This window comes from Catenulispora pinisilvae, assembly GCF_015356865.1.
GTDB classification, from domain to species: Bacteria; Actinomycetota; Actinomycetes; order Streptomycetales; family Catenulisporaceae; genus Catenulispora; species Catenulispora pinisilvae.
The window spans coordinates 1-14,363 of record NZ_JAAFZA010000251.1 but is presented as its reverse complement, the minus strand read 5'-3'; the positions used below and the strand labels follow the sequence as shown (position 1 = coordinate 14,363).

General features: G+C 71.3%; 16 protein-coding genes. 8 read left to right on the top strand and 8 right to left on the bottom strand.

Annotated elements, in window-relative coordinates:
* On the bottom strand, positions 1–319 hold a 319-nt coding region (locus tag IZR01_RS41035), incomplete at its 3' end, for a DUF3592 domain-containing protein (RefSeq protein WP_194926988.1).
* Between the two features lie 139 nt (positions 320–458).
* Here IZR01_RS41035 and IZR01_RS41030 point away from each other — a divergent pair.
* The 4 genes from IZR01_RS41030 to IZR01_RS41015 all read left to right on the top strand — a co-directional run bounded on the left by IZR01_RS41030 (position 459) and on the right by IZR01_RS41015 (position 4,143).
* Positions 459–2,324 carry an APC family permease gene (locus tag IZR01_RS41030; RefSeq protein ID WP_194896333.1) on the top strand — a complete coding sequence of 622 codons (1,866 nt, stop codon included), beginning with the start codon at positions 459–461 and terminating at the stop codon, positions 2,322–2,324.
* 188 nt (positions 2,325–2,512) lie between these two features.
* Positions 2,513–3,205 carry a response regulator gene (locus tag IZR01_RS41025; RefSeq protein WP_194896332.1) on the top strand — a complete coding sequence of 231 codons (693 nt, stop codon included), beginning with the start codon at positions 2,513–2,515 and terminating at the stop codon, positions 3,203–3,205.
* 107 nt (positions 3,206–3,312) lie between these two features.
* The gene (locus IZR01_RS41020) at positions 3,313–3,591 is read left to right on the top strand and encodes a hypothetical protein (protein ID WP_194926987.1); all 279 of its coding nucleotides are present in this window, start codon (positions 3,313–3,315) and stop codon (positions 3,589–3,591) included.
* A 126-nt stretch (positions 3,592–3,717) separates the two neighbouring features.
* Positions 3,718–4,143 (top strand): hypothetical protein, encoded by a 426-nt coding sequence (locus IZR01_RS41015; protein ID WP_194926986.1) that lies wholly within the window; start codon positions 3,718–3,720, stop codon positions 4,141–4,143.
* A 120-nt stretch (positions 4,144–4,263) separates the two neighbouring features.
* Here IZR01_RS41015 and IZR01_RS41010 read toward each other — a convergent pair whose 3' ends face one another.
* From IZR01_RS41010 to IZR01_RS52730, 4 genes are all read right to left on the bottom strand, one after another.
* Positions 4,264–4,509 (bottom strand): DUF6406 domain-containing protein, encoded by a 246-nt coding sequence (locus IZR01_RS41010; protein ID WP_194896329.1) that lies wholly within the window; start codon positions 4,507–4,509, stop codon positions 4,264–4,266.
* Positions 4,510–4,730: 221 nt separating this feature from the next.
* A complete protein-coding gene (locus IZR01_RS53795) occupies positions 4,731–6,239 on the bottom strand; it encodes a C2 family cysteine protease (RefSeq protein WP_194896328.1) in 1,509 nt (502 codons plus the stop codon).
* Complete coding sequence (locus IZR01_RS41000) at positions 6,236–6,568, bottom strand: hypothetical protein (RefSeq protein ID WP_194896327.1); 333 nt, start codon at positions 6,566–6,568, stop codon at positions 6,236–6,238. The genes IZR01_RS53795 and IZR01_RS41000 overlap by 4 nt, the downstream gene beginning before the upstream one ends.
* A 140-nt stretch (positions 6,569–6,708) precedes the next feature.
* Entirely contained in the window at positions 6,709–6,843 is a 135-nt protein-coding gene (locus IZR01_RS52730; RefSeq protein ID WP_267254976.1) for a hypothetical protein, read from the bottom strand.
* Between the two features lie 357 nt (positions 6,844–7,200).
* Here IZR01_RS52730 and IZR01_RS51620 point away from each other — a divergent pair, with 357 nt between their 5' ends.
* On the top strand, positions 7,201–7,458 hold the full coding sequence (locus IZR01_RS51620) for a DUF3761 domain-containing protein (protein ID WP_228555129.1): 258 nt from the start codon (positions 7,201–7,203) through the stop codon (positions 7,456–7,458).
* Between the two features lie 70 nt (positions 7,459–7,528).
* On the opposite strand, the gene hemQ is transcribed toward IZR01_RS51620, so the two are convergent.
* From hemQ to hemE, 3 genes are read right to left on the bottom strand one after another with little or no spacing between them, the layout of a single operon-like run.
* Positions 7,529–8,287 (bottom strand): hydrogen peroxide-dependent heme synthase, encoded by a 759-nt coding sequence (gene hemQ, locus IZR01_RS40990; protein ID WP_228555128.1) that lies wholly within the window; start codon positions 8,285–8,287, stop codon positions 7,529–7,531.
* A 14-nt stretch (positions 8,288–8,301) separates the two neighbouring features.
* Positions 8,302–9,936, bottom strand: a complete 1,635-nt coding sequence (hemG, locus tag IZR01_RS40985; protein WP_228555127.1) for a protoporphyrinogen oxidase — start codon at positions 9,934–9,936, stop codon at positions 8,302–8,304.
* 53 nt (positions 9,937–9,989) lie between these two features.
* Complete coding sequence (gene hemE / locus IZR01_RS40980; RefSeq protein WP_228555133.1) at positions 9,990–11,099, bottom strand: uroporphyrinogen decarboxylase; 1,110 nt, start codon at positions 11,097–11,099, stop codon at positions 9,990–9,992.
* 523 nt (positions 11,100–11,622) lie between these two features.
* Here hemE and IZR01_RS40975 point away from each other — a divergent pair.
* From IZR01_RS40975 to IZR01_RS40965, 3 genes are all read left to right on the top strand, one after another.
* Positions 11,623–12,219, top strand: a complete 597-nt coding sequence (locus IZR01_RS40975) for a DUF3000 domain-containing protein (RefSeq protein ID WP_194896325.1) — start codon at positions 11,623–11,625, stop codon at positions 12,217–12,219.
* Between the two features lie 413 nt (positions 12,220–12,632).
* The gene (locus IZR01_RS40970) at positions 12,633–13,331 is read left to right on the top strand and encodes a LuxR C-terminal-related transcriptional regulator (RefSeq protein ID WP_194896324.1); all 699 of its coding nucleotides are present in this window, start codon (positions 12,633–12,635) and stop codon (positions 13,329–13,331) included.
* Positions 13,332–13,353: 22 nt separating this feature from the next.
* Positions 13,354–14,363 (top strand): HRDC domain-containing protein (locus IZR01_RS40965; RefSeq protein ID WP_194926985.1); only part of this gene is annotated, 1,010 nt, incomplete at its 3' end.

Sequence of the window (14,363 nt, the reverse complement as noted above, 5' to 3'; positions counted from 1 at the left end):
GCGGTACTGGTGCACTACGACCCCGCGACCCGTGCACCACCACCTGCGCCGGGTCCGCGGGGTCGTAGTGCACCAGTACCGCCTCGCCGGTCAGCCGGCGGGGCGAGAACACCTCGACCGGGCGCCCGTCCTCGGTGGTGAACGTCAGGATCGGGCGGTAGCCGTCGGGGGAGTCGTCGGGGCCGAGCGGGCGATCGACTATCCGGGCGAAAACGGACACGCCTTCGGCCAGGACGTGGCGGCGCCAGCGCAGATCCATGGCGCCGGCCAGGACGGCGATCACGCCGCCGAGCAGCAGTACGCAGCCGAGGACCAGCACGACATCCACGGTAGCCCGGCACAGGCGTGCGCGTCGTGCAACGCAAGCGGGATGCAAACAACTCCTGACCGTTTCGTCCCTCCTGTGGGTGTCAAGGTAGAGACGAACGTCCACGTCACACGTCTGGAGGGGAACGCCAGTGACAGCAGGAGGCTCTGGCCGCGAAGCGCTAGCGGCCGACGATCCGCTGGCCCCGGCTCGGGCGGCCGAGCAGGAGCACGACCGGCTCACCGTCTCGCAGGGCCTGGCCGCGCTGTCACTGGACGCCCTGGCCTCCGTCGCCTACGGCCCGGAGGCGATCGTCGTGGTCCTGGCCGTGGCCGGGGCGCACGGGCTGGGCTTCACCCTTCCGGTCACCCTCGCCATCGCCGGGCTCCTGGGCTTCCTCACGTTCTCTTACCGCCAGGTGATCGCGGCCTTCCCCGAGGGCGGCGGCGCCTACGCGGTGGCCGGCAAGTACCTGGGCAAGAACGTGGCGCTGGTCGCGGCGGCGAGCTTGATCATCGACTACGTCCTGAACGTCGCCGTGTCGGTCTCGGCCGGCGTCGCCGCTTTGACCAGCGCCTACCCCTCCCTCTACGGCGACCGCATCTGGCTCTGCCTGGCCGTCCTGCTCGTGATCACCGGCATCAACCTGCGCGGGGTGGCGGAGTCGGCGAAGGCCTTCATCGTGCCGACCGTCCTGTTCATCGTCGCGATCTTCGCGGTGATCCTGTTCGGCCTGTTCCGCTCGCACCCGGCGACGGCGCCCAGCGGTCACGTGGTGGCGGCGGCGAACGCGGAGAACGTCGGGCTCCTGCTGCTCCTCAAGGCGTTCGCGTCCGGCTGTAGCGCGCTGACCGGCGTCGAGGCCATCGCCAACGCCGTCCCGACGTTCCGCAAGCCCCGGGTCAAGCGCGCGCAGCGCACGGAGTCCGCGCTGGGTGCGCTGCTGGCTCTGATGCTGATCGGCCTGGCGCTCCTGATCCGCAAGTTCCACGTCGCCCCGGACTCCTCCAAGACCGTCCTGGCCCAGCTCACCGATGCCGCCCTCGGCCACAACGCGGCCTTCTTCGGGGTCCAGTTCGTCACCATGATCCTGCTGGCCCTGGCCGCCAACACCTCCTTCGGCGGGATGCCGGTCCTGACCAGCCTGCTGGCCCGCGACAACTACGCCCCGCACGTCTTCGCCCTGCGGGCGGACCGCCAGGTCTACCGCTGGGGCGTGCTGATCCTGGCCGGGCTGGCGGCGGTCCTGCTGGCGGTGGCCAAGGGCGACACCCAGACCCTGGTGCCGGTCTTCGCGATCGGGGTGTTCATCGGCTTCACCATCTCCCAGTTCGGCATGGTGCGGCACTGGCGGCGGGAGCGGAGCCCGGGGTGGCGCGGCCGGGCGGTGATCAACGGCACCGGTGCGGTGCTGACGTTCGCCGCGCTGGTGATCGAGCTGATCTCGAAGTTCACCGAGGGCGGCTGGCTGGTCGTGGTGATCGTGCCGCTGCTGGTCCTGGGGATGCTGCGGGTGCACACCGCGTACCGGATCGTCGGTGAGGTCCTGGGCCTGGGCCACAAGCCCGAGCCGGCCGTGGAGCAGCAGGTGCTGGTGGTGGTGCCGGTCGGCGCGGTGTCCCGGCTGACCCAGGAGGCGATGTCCGCGGCCCTCTCGCTCGGCGACGGGGTGATCGCGGTGACCGTGCGCTACAGCGACGAGGACGACGCCGCCGAGTGCGCCCGTTTGCAGGCCGAGTGGAACGCCTGGCAGCCGGACGTGCCGCTGGAGGTCCTCACCACGCACAAGCGCTCGCTGACCCGGCCGATGGTCGACTACCTGAACCGGCTGGCACTGTCCGCGCCGGCCTCGCCCGGCGGCTTCGAACGCATCATGGTCCTGATTCCCGAGGTGGAGCCGCGCCGGGCCTGGCACCGGCTGCTGCACAACCAGCGCGGGGTGGTACTGGACCGGGCCATCCGGCGGCATACCGAGGCGATCGTGTGCCGCATGCGCTTCCACATCAAGGGGTGGTGAGTCATGCGACGCCGACCGGCCTGGTTGAATGGGTGCCGCACCGGCCGTGGCGCCGGGCCGCAGCGCGCGGTGGCCATTTGCATCGAGCCGGCCGGCGTTTGCATCGCGCGAGCATGCCCCCCGGGTGGCGCGACCGGACTGTTGACTTGTCACAAGTGCCCGACTTCTGACGAGAACCGAGGGAGCCAGTGACCCGCATCCTGGTCGTCGACGACGAGCCGCAGATCCTGCGCGCCCTGCGTATCAACCTGAAGTCCCGGACCTACGAGGTCGAGACGGCGGCCAACGGCGTCGACGCGCTGGCCTGCGCGGCCCGCCGGCTGCCCGACGCGGTCCTGCTGGACCTGGGTCTGCCGGACATGGACGGGGTCGAGGTGATACTGGGCCTGCGCGGCTGGACCACGGTGCCCATCGTGGTGCTGTCCGGCCGGGCCGACCCGCAGGAGAAGATCCACGCGCTCGACGCCGGTGCCGACGACTACGTGACCAAGCCCTTCGCCATGGAGGAGCTGCTGGCCCGGCTGCGGGCGGTGATCCGGCGGCACCAGCAGGCCAACGCCGGCTCGGTCGGCGCCGAGACCAGCTCGGTGCGGCTGGGCAGCTGCGACATCGACCTGGTGGCGCACAGCGTCAGCCGCGCGGGCGAGCCGGTGCGGCTGACCCGTACCGAGTGGGCGCTGCTGGAGATCCTGCTCCGGCATCCCGGCCAGCTGGTGAGCACCGCACGGCTGCTCGCCGACGTGTGGGGGAACAGCCACAGCGGTGAGGCCGGATACCTGCGGTTCCACATGGCGCGGCTGCGGCGCAAGCTTGAGGACGACCCGCAGACCCCGCGGCACCTGATGACGGAGTACGGGACCGGGTATCGGTTCGTGCCCTGACATTCCTGCCCTGACATTCATGCTGCGGCATGCGCGACCGGTGACGCTGTTCGTACCCTGAGGCATGCCGCCGCAACCATCGGTGTCCCTGGCTAGTCTGAGTCGATGTGCGTCAATCCTGGATTCTGATCGTCCTGGGCCTGCTGCTGGTCGGGGGAGCGGCGTACATCGGCCTGGCCGACACCCACCTCGACATCGCCGTGGGCTTCAGCGGTGACACCGTGGCCCGGATCCGGGTCGACTGCGGGTCCCCGCTGTTCCGTCGCTATCCGCTGCCCTCCGGGCTCGACTACACCGGCAAGGGGCCGTGCGCGTCGAGCCCGAAGCTGACCCGCGAGCTGATCGGCGCGGCTCTGGCCGGGGCGGCCGGGCTGGGTGTCTGGTGATGGCGGCGACCGGGCTCGCGCGGCGGCCCGATCCGACGTCGGCATAGCGTTTGCGTTCGCGTGGTAGTCGCATGCATATCGTGAGTTTCCTTCCCACCTGCGCGGATGCGGCGCTGCACTGGAAGCGTGAGAGAACCAGCCAGCATCACCACGTCGCTGATCGCCGCCTTCACCGGCGCGATCGCCCTGACCGTCGTCCTCGCCGCGACCGGCGGGACCCACCGCCTCGGCGTCGACCTGGTCGCGTACGCGGCACTGGCGGCGGCCACCGGGGCCTGGGGACGCGTCCCGGCAATCCCGCTCACCAGCGTCATGTACTGGCTCTTCTACGCCGGCTTCCTGGTCGGCCGGCACGGGACCGTGCAGTGGCACGGCGCGATCGACGGCTGGCGGCTGGCGATGATCGCCGCGGCCGGGCTCGGCGCCGCGTTCGTGGCCTGGATCTGGCGGCTGGTGAGCCCGGCGCCGGTGGCCGGGCTCCGGATCCCGGACTCCCCGGCCGAGCTGTTCGACCCGGACCTGCCCGCCGCGCCGGTGCCGCACCGCGGCTAGCGGGGACTTCTCAGGGCCTGAAACCGCAACCGCAGTCCGTGGTTGCCGACCTGGTCGCAGCACTGAGCGCGGCAACCGCGTCGGGGCCCGGCGGTCTGCGGGAGCAGTAGGAACAGCCGACTACTTCACCGCTTCGAACACGATCGATCCCGAGTCGTCAGAGGCGGCGTTCACTTCGTCGGCGCGCCAATCGCGGCCGTTGATGGTGCAGGTGTCGCCGGCGTGGAGATCACGCTCGAGGACGGTCTTCCCGTCTTCCGACACCGAGATGGTCACGCTCTTGTCCGCCGGGTTCGCGCTCGGGATGACCGCGGCCGCCTGTTTGCCGTCCGGAGTCTTGAAGGGATACGGGATTCGGCCGCGCATGAGCCAATAATCGGTCCATGGTGTCGTAGACGGCTGTCGGGTCGGAGACGCCGTATCGGGCGGGTCCTGGGCCGGCGTGGAGCTGCTCGTCTCGGTCACCGTTGTTCCTCCGCTTGTGCTGCCGTTCGCCGGCGTCTTCGCGGATGAGCAGGCCGTGGTCAGGGCAAGGATCGTCACTATGGATGCGAGTCCCGCTGTGTACGGTCTCGACGTTTCGCCCATTAGTTCCCACTCGGGATGTTGATGGCCTGCGGATCGTTGAAGTACGCCTTGTAATCGTGCTCGTTGACGGTGATCGTCGGCACGCTGGCACCCCACGGGTTGCCCAGCACCACCGAGCCGTCCTTGTTGACCGACAACACGTACCACACGTGGTCGGTGACGTAGGTGCCGGTGTTGTACGGCGGCGGCAGGTTCGCCTTGGCGGCGTTGCTGAAGTGCTTGGAGGCGATGATCACCGGGTGGCCGCCGTTGAACGCCTTCGCTACCGCGCCGAGGTTGTCGTCCAGACCGGTCGTGCCGTGCCCGGTGAGGTAGGGCGGACCTTGGTTGACCTGGTTCCACTCGATCGCGCCGTAGTCGCCGTGGTCGTGCGAGTCGAACGGCCGCTGGTTGCCCTTGCTGTCCTCGGCGCCGCCCTTCTTCCCGCCGTATATCAGCGCGAACGCCTTCTCGTAGTACGCCGGCCACAGGTCGCCGTTGGCACCGGTCGCGCCGACCGGGTTCCCGCTGCTGTCCACGGGGAGATCCGGAGTGACCGTCACCCACTGGAGGTTGCCGTCCTTGTCCCAGATCCGGACCGAAACCGTGCCGTTCTGGTTCTGGTGGATGCCGTCCTGGACGAACTGTGGATCCTTGAGGGATGTCGCGATCAGCGACGACAGGTACCAGCAGTCCGCGAACTGCTGCTGCTGGACGTCCTTGTAGGACACCGGGCCGTTGAACAGGGGCATGTTCGGGACACCCCACTGGATGTCCGCGGTCGACTTGCCGGTCTGGGCGTTCACGCCGTTGACGTAGACGTCGGTGGTGGTGAAGCCGGGCACGACGCCGGGGAAGTCCTGACCGAACTTCCCCCATTCCGCAGGCGGCAGCTTGCTCAGCAGATTGCTGAGCATCGTGCGCCGGTCGGCTTCGGAGATTCCGTTCTCCTCGGACCAGTCGTACCAGCTGGTGTCGCGGTTCGTCAGAAGACCGGCGTACTTCTGCAGGTCGTCCGGCGAGGCCTCCTGCATGAACAACTGCAGGTCGCTGGGGTTCAGGTTCATGAGCTGCTGGTCGAACGCGACCAAGTCGCCGTGGTCGCCGTCCCAGCCGAAGTCGCCGGTGTGGTCGATGGCGTTCAGCTTCTTGAGCGCCGCGTCCACGTTCTGCTGGCTGGGCACTGGTGCGCTGAAGACCTGGACCGGATCCAACGGCACGTCGGTCAGATACGTGGGCTTACTGCTCGGCGGATCGAGGATGTCGCAACGGCGGTCGATCTCCTTGGCGGTCGCCGGGCCGTAGCCGCCGATGACGCCGGGCAGTCCGGACGGGGCCCCGTACGCCATGGCCTTGAGCATCTCGGGATCGCCGGTCGGATCGGCACCGTCCAGGGCATCCGATGCGTCCATCAAGAGCTTGCGGAGGTCGTTGTGGATCTGGACGGCGCTCGGTCCTGAGGCGTCGAGATCGGAGGCGATGCTGCGAACGGCCGGGATGTTGAACCCGGGAAAGTTCTCGGAGGTCACGGATGGCCTCCAGCGACGGCCTTGGCCTTCTCGATGTCGTCGGCGTCTGTATCGTTCCGGTCGGCCTGGGTGCTCCAGCCCCGGGCGTCGGCGAGCAGGTTGTCAGCCATCTGCCGTAGGCGACGCTGCTTCTGGCCGAGGTCGACGGTGGTGTCCTGGGCGTACTGGCCGAGCCAGGTGCCGCTCGTCGAAGCGGTGGTCGCGGGCTTGTCCAGCAGCGGGCCGATAGCGGCGGCGATGCCTTGCGCGCGTCGGGCGCAGTCACGCAGCGTCGCGGCGTGGGCCCGTAGTTGTGCCGGAGTGTCCGGACGATCCTCTGGCGGTAGCAATCCAACCCCCCGTGGCTGGTTGAGGAAAACAGAACCCGGATATACCGGTCCACCTCACAACTGTGTCAAGGTAGCCAGCGCACGAGGCGCCAGTCAACCGTCGGGGAGAGCACGGCACCGCGGGGCGCGCGCTCGCACGTCTACGGTGCCCACGTCCGGTGCTGCCGCACCACGGTCAGCCAGGAGGGCACCTGGCTGATCAGCGCCGTGCCGGTGCCTACCGGGCAGACCACCCGAGCGCTGCCCACGGCAGCCGAGCAGCGGCGACGTTGCATGGGGCTTAAGCGTTTCCCCGGCGCCGGATCGGTGCCAAGGTGGGGCTCCGGCCGGACGCGAGCGTCGGCCCTTCGGGAGGGGAACCCATGCTCCGCCACAGGTGGGCGCCGCTTTTAGCGTGCGCGATCGCGGTGTCGACGACGGCTTGTCAGTCCACTGCTTCGGGTTCGGCTGCTTCGGGTTCGACCTCAGCGCCGGCCCGGCCAAGCGTTTCGCAGAAGGCGAGCACATCGGCCGCGCCGTCTACAGCTCAGCCGCCTGCGGCCGCGTCGCATTCAGCCGCGTCGCCTACGGCTCCGTCGCACACCGCCCCTTCACACACTGCTTCGGAGCCTGCGAAGAAGCCGACACCGTCGGTGCGGGCCGTACCGACGAGTCCGGCCCGCACAACGCATTCGGCGAGCCCCACCGAGGCCGCGCCGTCCGCGTCGACCAAGAGCGTCGCCGGCTGCGTCAATCACGCGACCATCGGCGAGGGCACGGCCCGCTGTGGCGCCGGTGAGCAGCACCCGAGCGGCGCCATGGCACTGTGCCATGACGGCAGCTACAGCTACAGCACGACGCCGGACGGCACGTGCTCGCACCACAAGGGCGTCGAAGTCTGGTACTACTGACCGGCCCCGAGGCGCTGCCCGCCGACTCTTGCCCGCGGCGGCGGCGCCGACTCTCGCAGCCCGGTCCCGACTACGGCAGCACTGCCACGATCTCCGCGATCGGCCGCCGCTTCCCGGTGTAGAACGGCACCTCCAGGCGCACGTGCCGCCGGGTCTCCGAACCGCGCAGGTGGCGCATCAGATCCACGATCCGGTCCAGCTCGTCGGCCTCGAAGGCGAGGATCCACTCGTAGTCGCCGAGCGCGAACGACGGCACCGTGTTCGCCCGCACGTCCGGGTAGTCCCGCGACATCATCCCGTGCTCGGCCAGCAGCCGGCGGCGCTCGGTGTCCTCCAGCAGGTACCACTCGTAGCCGCGGACGAACGGGTAGACCGCGATGTAGCCGCGCGGCGTCTCGTCGGCGACGAAGGCCGGGACGTGGCTCTTGTTGAACTCCGCCGGGCGGTGCAGCGCCATCTGCGACCAGACCGGCTCGGTCAGGCGGCCCAGGCCGGTGCGGCGGAAGCGGTGGTAGGCGTCCTGCAGCGCCTCGGAGGTCTCGGCGTGCAGCCAGAACATGAAGTCGGCGTCGTGCCGCAGGCCGGCCACGTCGTACGTGCCGCGTACCACCACGTCGTCCTTGGCCAGCGCCGCGAACAGGGTCTCCACCTCGGCCGCGAGGTCCGCGCGGGCGTCCTCGGAGGCCGGCAGGTCCGCGCGGACCTTGAACACGGTCCACATCGCGTAGCGGGTGACCTCGTTCAGCTCCACCGCGCGCTTGCCGATGCGGACGTTGCTGGTTACCCCGGCCGGGCGCTCGTTCTGGGTTTCGTTGCCGCTGTCGCTCATGTCGCCATTCTTCCTTATGGGTGTTGCGGGTTGTTGTGCGCCCCAGTACCGATCGCCCCGGTACTGATTTCGCCGGCGGCCCGCAGCGCCGACGCGACACACGCCGCGATCCCGACGCCGTCGTAAGCCGCCCCGCAGACCGCCAGGCCCGGCTGCGCCGCGACCGCCGAGCGGATCCGCTCCACGCGCGCCACGTGCCCGACCGCGTACTGCGGAAGTCCGCCGCCCCAGCGCTGGACGAAGGAGTCGACGGGTTCGCCGAGCGCGTCCGGACCGAGCGCGGTGCGCAGGTCGGCCAGCGCCAGCGCCGCGAGTTCGGTGTCCTCGCGCTGCAAGTCGGTGCTCTCGCGGTGCCGGCCGACCGAGGCGCGGACCACGGTCTTGCCGGAGGCGGCCAGCCACGACCACTTGACGCTGGAGAAGGTGGAAGCCTTGATGAACCGGTCGTCGGCCGGCGGGACGAGGAAGCCGCTGCCGGCGGGGAGCGTGGCGTCGTCGAACACGAAGGTCGCCAGCGCGACCGAGGCGTATTCGATCCCTGTGAGCTCGGCCGCCGCCGCCGGGGCCACGTCCGTCAGCAGCCGCGCGGCGGGGGTGCCGGGGACCGCGATGATCACCGCGTCGAATTCGTGCGCCCGGGCCGCCGGGACCGGGCCGCAGACCAGCCGCCAGCCCTCGGCGGTGCGACTCAGCTCCCTGACTATCGTCTCGCGCTGGATGGCGACGCCCGCGCTTTCGCAGGACTGTGCCAGCGCCGCCGGGAAGCGTCCGACGCCGCCCCGGATGCCGGCGAACACCGGCTTCGGATTGGCCGCCCCGGCCTGTGCGGCCAGAATCTTCGACACCGCCTCGTCCAGCGGCTCGCCCGATTCATAGGCGGGCACCAGCGCCGGGATCGCGGCCCGCAGGGAGATCTCGTCGGCGTGGCCCGCGTAGACCCCGCCGAGCAGTGGCTCGACCAGCCGGTCCACCACTTCGCGGCCGAAGCGCTCGGCGACGAAGCCGCCGACCGCGATGTCGTCGGTCTCGGCCTCGACCCGCAGCAGGGAGCGGGGCGGCAGCGTCGGCCCGGCCTCGGCACGCTTGAGCCCGGCCGTCGACAACAGGCCGGCCAGGACGCGCGGATCGCCGGGGACGCCCATCAGGTGGCCCTTGGGCATCGGGACCAGCTCGCCGCGGTTCCAGATCGAGGCCGAAGCCGTCGCCGGATGCACGATGTCGTCGGCCAGCCCCACGGCCCGGGCCAGATCCACGGCCTCCGGGCGGCGGTTCAGGATCGACTCGGCGCCGAGGTCCACCCGCACGCCGCCGACCTCGCCGACGGCCAGCTTGCCGCCCAGGCGCGGGGAACCTTCGAACACTGTCACGGCGGCGTCGGGCAACGCCTGCTTGGCGTACCACGCCGCGGCCAGTCCCGAGACGCCGCCGCCGATCACCGCGACCGAGCGCGGGCGCCGGCTCGGCGCCGGACCCGACGCACTCGCCGAGGCGTTCGCGTGGGCCGGACCGGCCGGACCCGACACGCTCGCCGAGGCGTCCGTGCCAGCCGGACCGGCCGGCCCCGACACACTCGCCGAGGCGCTCGCGCCGGCCGGACCGGTCGAACCCGGCCCCGTCGAACCCTGAGACACCGCCTGCTCCGAACCCATCGCAGCCCCCTGTGTCGCGCCCACCGCCGTGGCCCTTTCGTCCGGCGTCGGCGTCAGCGCGCCGAAACCTCGTGTACCAGCTCCACGACCCGGGCCAGCCGGTCCGGATCCATGTCCGGGGTCACCCCGTGGCCCAGGTTGAAGATGTGCCCCGGGGTCTTCGCGCCGTCGGCCAGGACTTCCCGCACCTTGGCCTCGATCACCGGCCACGGCGCGAACATCACCGCCGGGTCTAGGTTGCCCTGCACCGCGTAGTCCGGGCCGATGCGCCGCGAGGCCTCGTCCAGCGGGACCCGCCAGTCCACCCCGACCACGTCCGCGCCCGCGGCGGCCATCAGCGGCAGCAGCTCGCCGGTGCCGACGCCGAAGTGGATGCGCGGCACGCCGAGGTCGGCGATCGAGGCCAGCACCTTCGCGCTGTGCGGCAGCACGTAGCGTTCGTAGTCGCGCGGCGCCAGCGCGCCGGCCCAGGAGTCGAACAGCTGCACCACGCTCGCGCCGGCCTCGATCTGCACCCGCAGGAAGGCCGCGGTCAGGTCGGCCAGCCGGTCCAGCAGCGTGGCGAACAGCTCCGGCTCGCCGAGCATCATCGCCTTGGTCTTCTCATGGTTCTTCGACGGGCCGCCCTCGATGAGGTAGCTGGCGACCGTGAACGGCGCGCCGCCGAAGCCGATCAGCGGGGTCGAGCCCAGCTCGCCGACCAGCTGCCGCGTCGCCTCGGAGATGACGGCCAGGTCCGTCTCCGGGTCCACCGGCCGGATCTGGTCCAGTCCGGAGGCGTCACGGATCGGGTTCGCGATCACCGGGCCGACGTTCGGGACGATCTCCACGTCCACGCCGATCGCCTTGAGCGGCACCACGATGTCGCTGAAGAAGACGGCCGCGTCCACGCCGTAGCGGCGCACCGGCTGCAGGGTGATCTCGGTCACCAGGTCTGGCCGGAAGCAGGACTCCAGCATCGGGATCCCGGTGCGCACCTTCTTGTACTCCGGCAGCGCGCGTCCGGCCTGACGCATGAACCACACCGGTGTGCGGCGGACCGGCTCGCGGCGCGCGGCGCGCAGGAGGTCGCTGTCCTGGACCGGGCTGCGTGACGCGTCCGGCGCGGTCTCGCCGCGCGGGCCAGGGACCTCGGTGAGCTTCTCGGCGGCCGCCGAGCCCAGGTCTGCCGTGGGGTTCAGGCTTTCGGTCACGCTGTCGTGCACGGCATCGCTCCTGTCATCGGTCACCCCTCGATGGTCGCACGTTCGAGGGCGTCTTCGGTGCCCGGGTCCGGTTGCCCGCGAGGGGTTCCCGACGCCGTGTCGGCATGGCGTCGGCGGTGGCCGCGGGCGAGCCACGGCGCCCCGGTGGCGCTCCGGTCGCGCCCCGGCGGCACCTGCCGCGTCGGCGGTCGGACAGATTCCCTTGCGGGGGCGGCTTTTCAGCGCTTGTTTTCACCTCCAGGCGCTTTGTCCTCAGCTCCAGGCGGGCCGCGAGTGCCTCCAGGCGGGCCGCGAGCATTGTCACTCGGCATCAGTCGGCATCACGTCATCACCCGTCGTCGCTCATCGGGCATCGGATCACCGCCGATGTCGGGCATTGGACCACCACCGAACACCCGCGACGCACCATCGCCGTCCGCCTCGCGTCCCGTGCCAGCGCGCCTCCCGTCGGGCCTGTGGCGCGGCGGCGTACTCTTCACCCATGGCACCCAGCCGCGCGGGCGACCCGCGGGAGTTCGCGGAGGCCGTCGCCGCCATGTCGGCGGCGTCCCTGCCGGCCGCGATCGAACTCGACGCCCTGCCGTCCCCGGTGAACCTCGCTCCCTTCGCGCACGCCGTCGGCGGCGCGGTCGTCTCCGCGAACCCGGAGGGCGGCGAGGAGGACCTGGCCACCGGCCGCCTGGTGCTGCTGCACCGGCCCGGCGGCCACGAGGAGTGGCGCGGCGCGTGGCGGTTCGTGGTGCTGGTCGAGGCGGACCTGGAGGCGGAGATCGCCGAGGACCCGCTGCTGGCCGAGGTCGCCTGGTCCTGGCTGATGGACGCGCTGGCCGAGCACGGCGCCCCGTTCACCGCCGAGGGCGGCACGGTCTCCCGGTCCTCCTCCCGCGGCTTCGGCGGCCTGGCCGGCCGGCCGGCGACCACGGCCGTGGAAGTGCGCGCCTCCTGGACCCCGGCCGGCGAGGACATCGACTTCGCCGCCCATCTGAACGCCTGGTGCGCGCTGATGATGATGTGCGCCGGCCTGCCGCCGGAGTACGAGGGCGTGGCGAACCTGCCGCCCGCCGGGTCCCGCCGGTGACTGGTGTGACTTTCTGACGCTTCCGGATCTCGGGGCGCTCCAGCTTCATTGTGTTACGTCGGGCTCACCTGATCAGCCCAGCCGCTTCCCCTGGACGGCCCACTCCGCGACCCCTTTGACCCGTCCCGCCCCATCAGTCGCGGAACCGCACGTCGGACGCTTGTAAGCCGATGACATGACGTTGGGTGACTAGATCTCACGCTCAGTCACTCGACGTGGCGCGGGTCACACTCGCCCAGCTCAGGGCTTGTTGTCTGATCTTCATATGCCCGACCCGGCCGCCTTCGGTGAACTTGCGAGCATTAGCCCTAAAGGTGCCTGCTTGATCTGCCGATGACCTGAATGGACCGATCCGCTACCGAGTGGACCCGGTCGCTGAGCACAAGCTCGCAGCACCCCCAGGAGGAGGTTCGGTGTCGGTACTCGTCGACAACACCGCCAACCTGATCGCATACCGGCCGGCCCGGCTGACCGCGATGGTCGTCGTGGCCGACCCCCGGGTACGCCAGTCGGTGACCCGGCACTTGTGGGCGCTCGGCGTCCGCGACGTCCTGGAGGCGCAGACCGCCGCCGAGGCGCGCAGCCGGATGTCCGCCACCCGCGATCTGGCCGTGGTGGACATCCACCTGCCCGACGGATCCGGCCTGCAGTTGCTGGCCGAGATGCGGGCGGCCGGCTGGGCCGGCGGCCTGGCCGTCTCGGCCGCCGACGACGCCGGCGCGGTACGGGCCGCCCTGGCGTCCGGCGTCCGCGGCTTCGTCATCACCGGGGCCCGCCCGGTCGCCGCCGGCCGGCCGGCGATGGCCGGCGTGCACGCGGCCAGCGCCAACCGGGTACGCCCCACCGGCGGCCTGCCGCCCGGGGCCGCCGCCCTGGCCGGGGCCAACGGCGCGGCCCAGGCCGCGCACTCCGGCTGCCGGGACCTGTCCGCGCGCGAGATCGAGGTGCTGCGGCTGGTCGCCGACGGCCGCTCGAACAAGGCGATCGGACAGGCGATGGGGCTCTCGGCGCTGACCGTGAAGAGCCACCTGGCGCGCATCGCCCGCAAGCTGGGCACGGGCGATCGGGCCGGCATGGTCGCGGTCGCGTTGCGCGGCGGGACCATTCACTGACGGCGGTCGTTAGTGTAAGGGCGTGACGAGTTCCAGTACGCCGGCGGGACCGGCGAGCCCCGAGCAGATGCCGCAGGTCGCCGAGCCGCCGCTCGGCCTGGTCCCGCTGCTGGAACCGCGTGAGGGACTGCCGCCGGTCACGGACACCGAGCCGGCGTTGGCCGCCGCCGTGGAGGCGTTGGCGGCCGGCACCGGCCCGGTGGCCGTGGACGCCGAGCGGGCCAGCGGCTACAAGTACAGCCAGCGCGCCTACCTGGTCCAGATACGCCGCCAGGGCGCCGGCACCTTCCTCATCGACCCGATCGCCTGCCCGGACCTGTCGGCCCTGGCCGGCGACGGGCCGGCGCTGGCCGGTGCCGAGTGGGTGCTGCACGCCGCCTCCCAGGACCTGGCGTGCCTGGCCGAGATCGGGATGTACCCGCCGGCCCGGCGCGCCGACGGTACCGGCGGCCTGTTCGACACCGAACTCGGCGCCCGGCTCGGCGGCCACGAGCGGGTCGGCCTGGGCCCGCTGGTCGCCGAGGTGCTGAAGCTGGAACTGGAGAAGGGCCACTCGGCCTCGGACTGGTCCACGCGTCCGCTGCCCGAGGCCTGGCTCCGCTACGCGGCGCTGGACGTCGAGGTCCTGGTCGAGGTCCGGGACATCATCGAGGACGAACTGCGCGCGGCCGGCAAGCTGGACTGGGCCCACCAGGAGTTCGACGCCGTGGCCAGCGCCCCGCCCCCGAAGCCGCGCGCCGAGCCCTGGCGCCGCACCTCCGGTCTGCACAAGGTGCGCCGCCCCCGCCAGCTCGCGGTGGTGCGCGCCTTGTGGGAGTCCCGCGACGACCTGGCCCGCCGCCGGGACATGACCCCCACCCGGGTCCTGCCCGACCAGGCCATCATCGACGCGGCCCTGAGCCTGCCGGCCACCGCGGCCCAGATGCGCGCCATCCCCGGCTTCAGCGGCCGGATGCGCTCCGGCGACGTGCCCCGCTACTTCGAAGCCCTCACCAAGGCCCGCGAGCTGAAGGACGCCCAGCTGCCCAAGCC

Excerpts from the sequence above, each read along its gene's own strand:
- hemG (WP_228555127.1), bottom strand. The coding sequence starts at position 9,936 with ATGGGTTCGGAGCAGGCGGTGTCTCAGGGTTCGACGGGGCCGGGTTCG.
- IZR01_RS41010 (WP_194896329.1), bottom strand. The coding sequence starts at position 4,509 with ATGCGCGGCCGAATCCCGTATCCCTTCAAGACTCCGGACGGCAAACAG.
- hemQ (WP_228555128.1), bottom strand. The coding sequence starts at position 8,287 with ATGAGCGACAGCGGCAACGAAACCCAGAACGAGCGCCCGGCCGGGGTA.
- IZR01_RS52730 (WP_267254976.1), bottom strand. The coding sequence starts at position 6,843 with ATGCAACGTCGCCGCTGCTCGGCTGCCGTGGGCAGCGCTCGGGTGGTC.
- IZR01_RS40975 (WP_194896325.1), top strand. The coding sequence starts at position 11,623 with ATGGCACCCAGCCGCGCGGGCGACCCGCGGGAGTTCGCGGAGGCCGTC.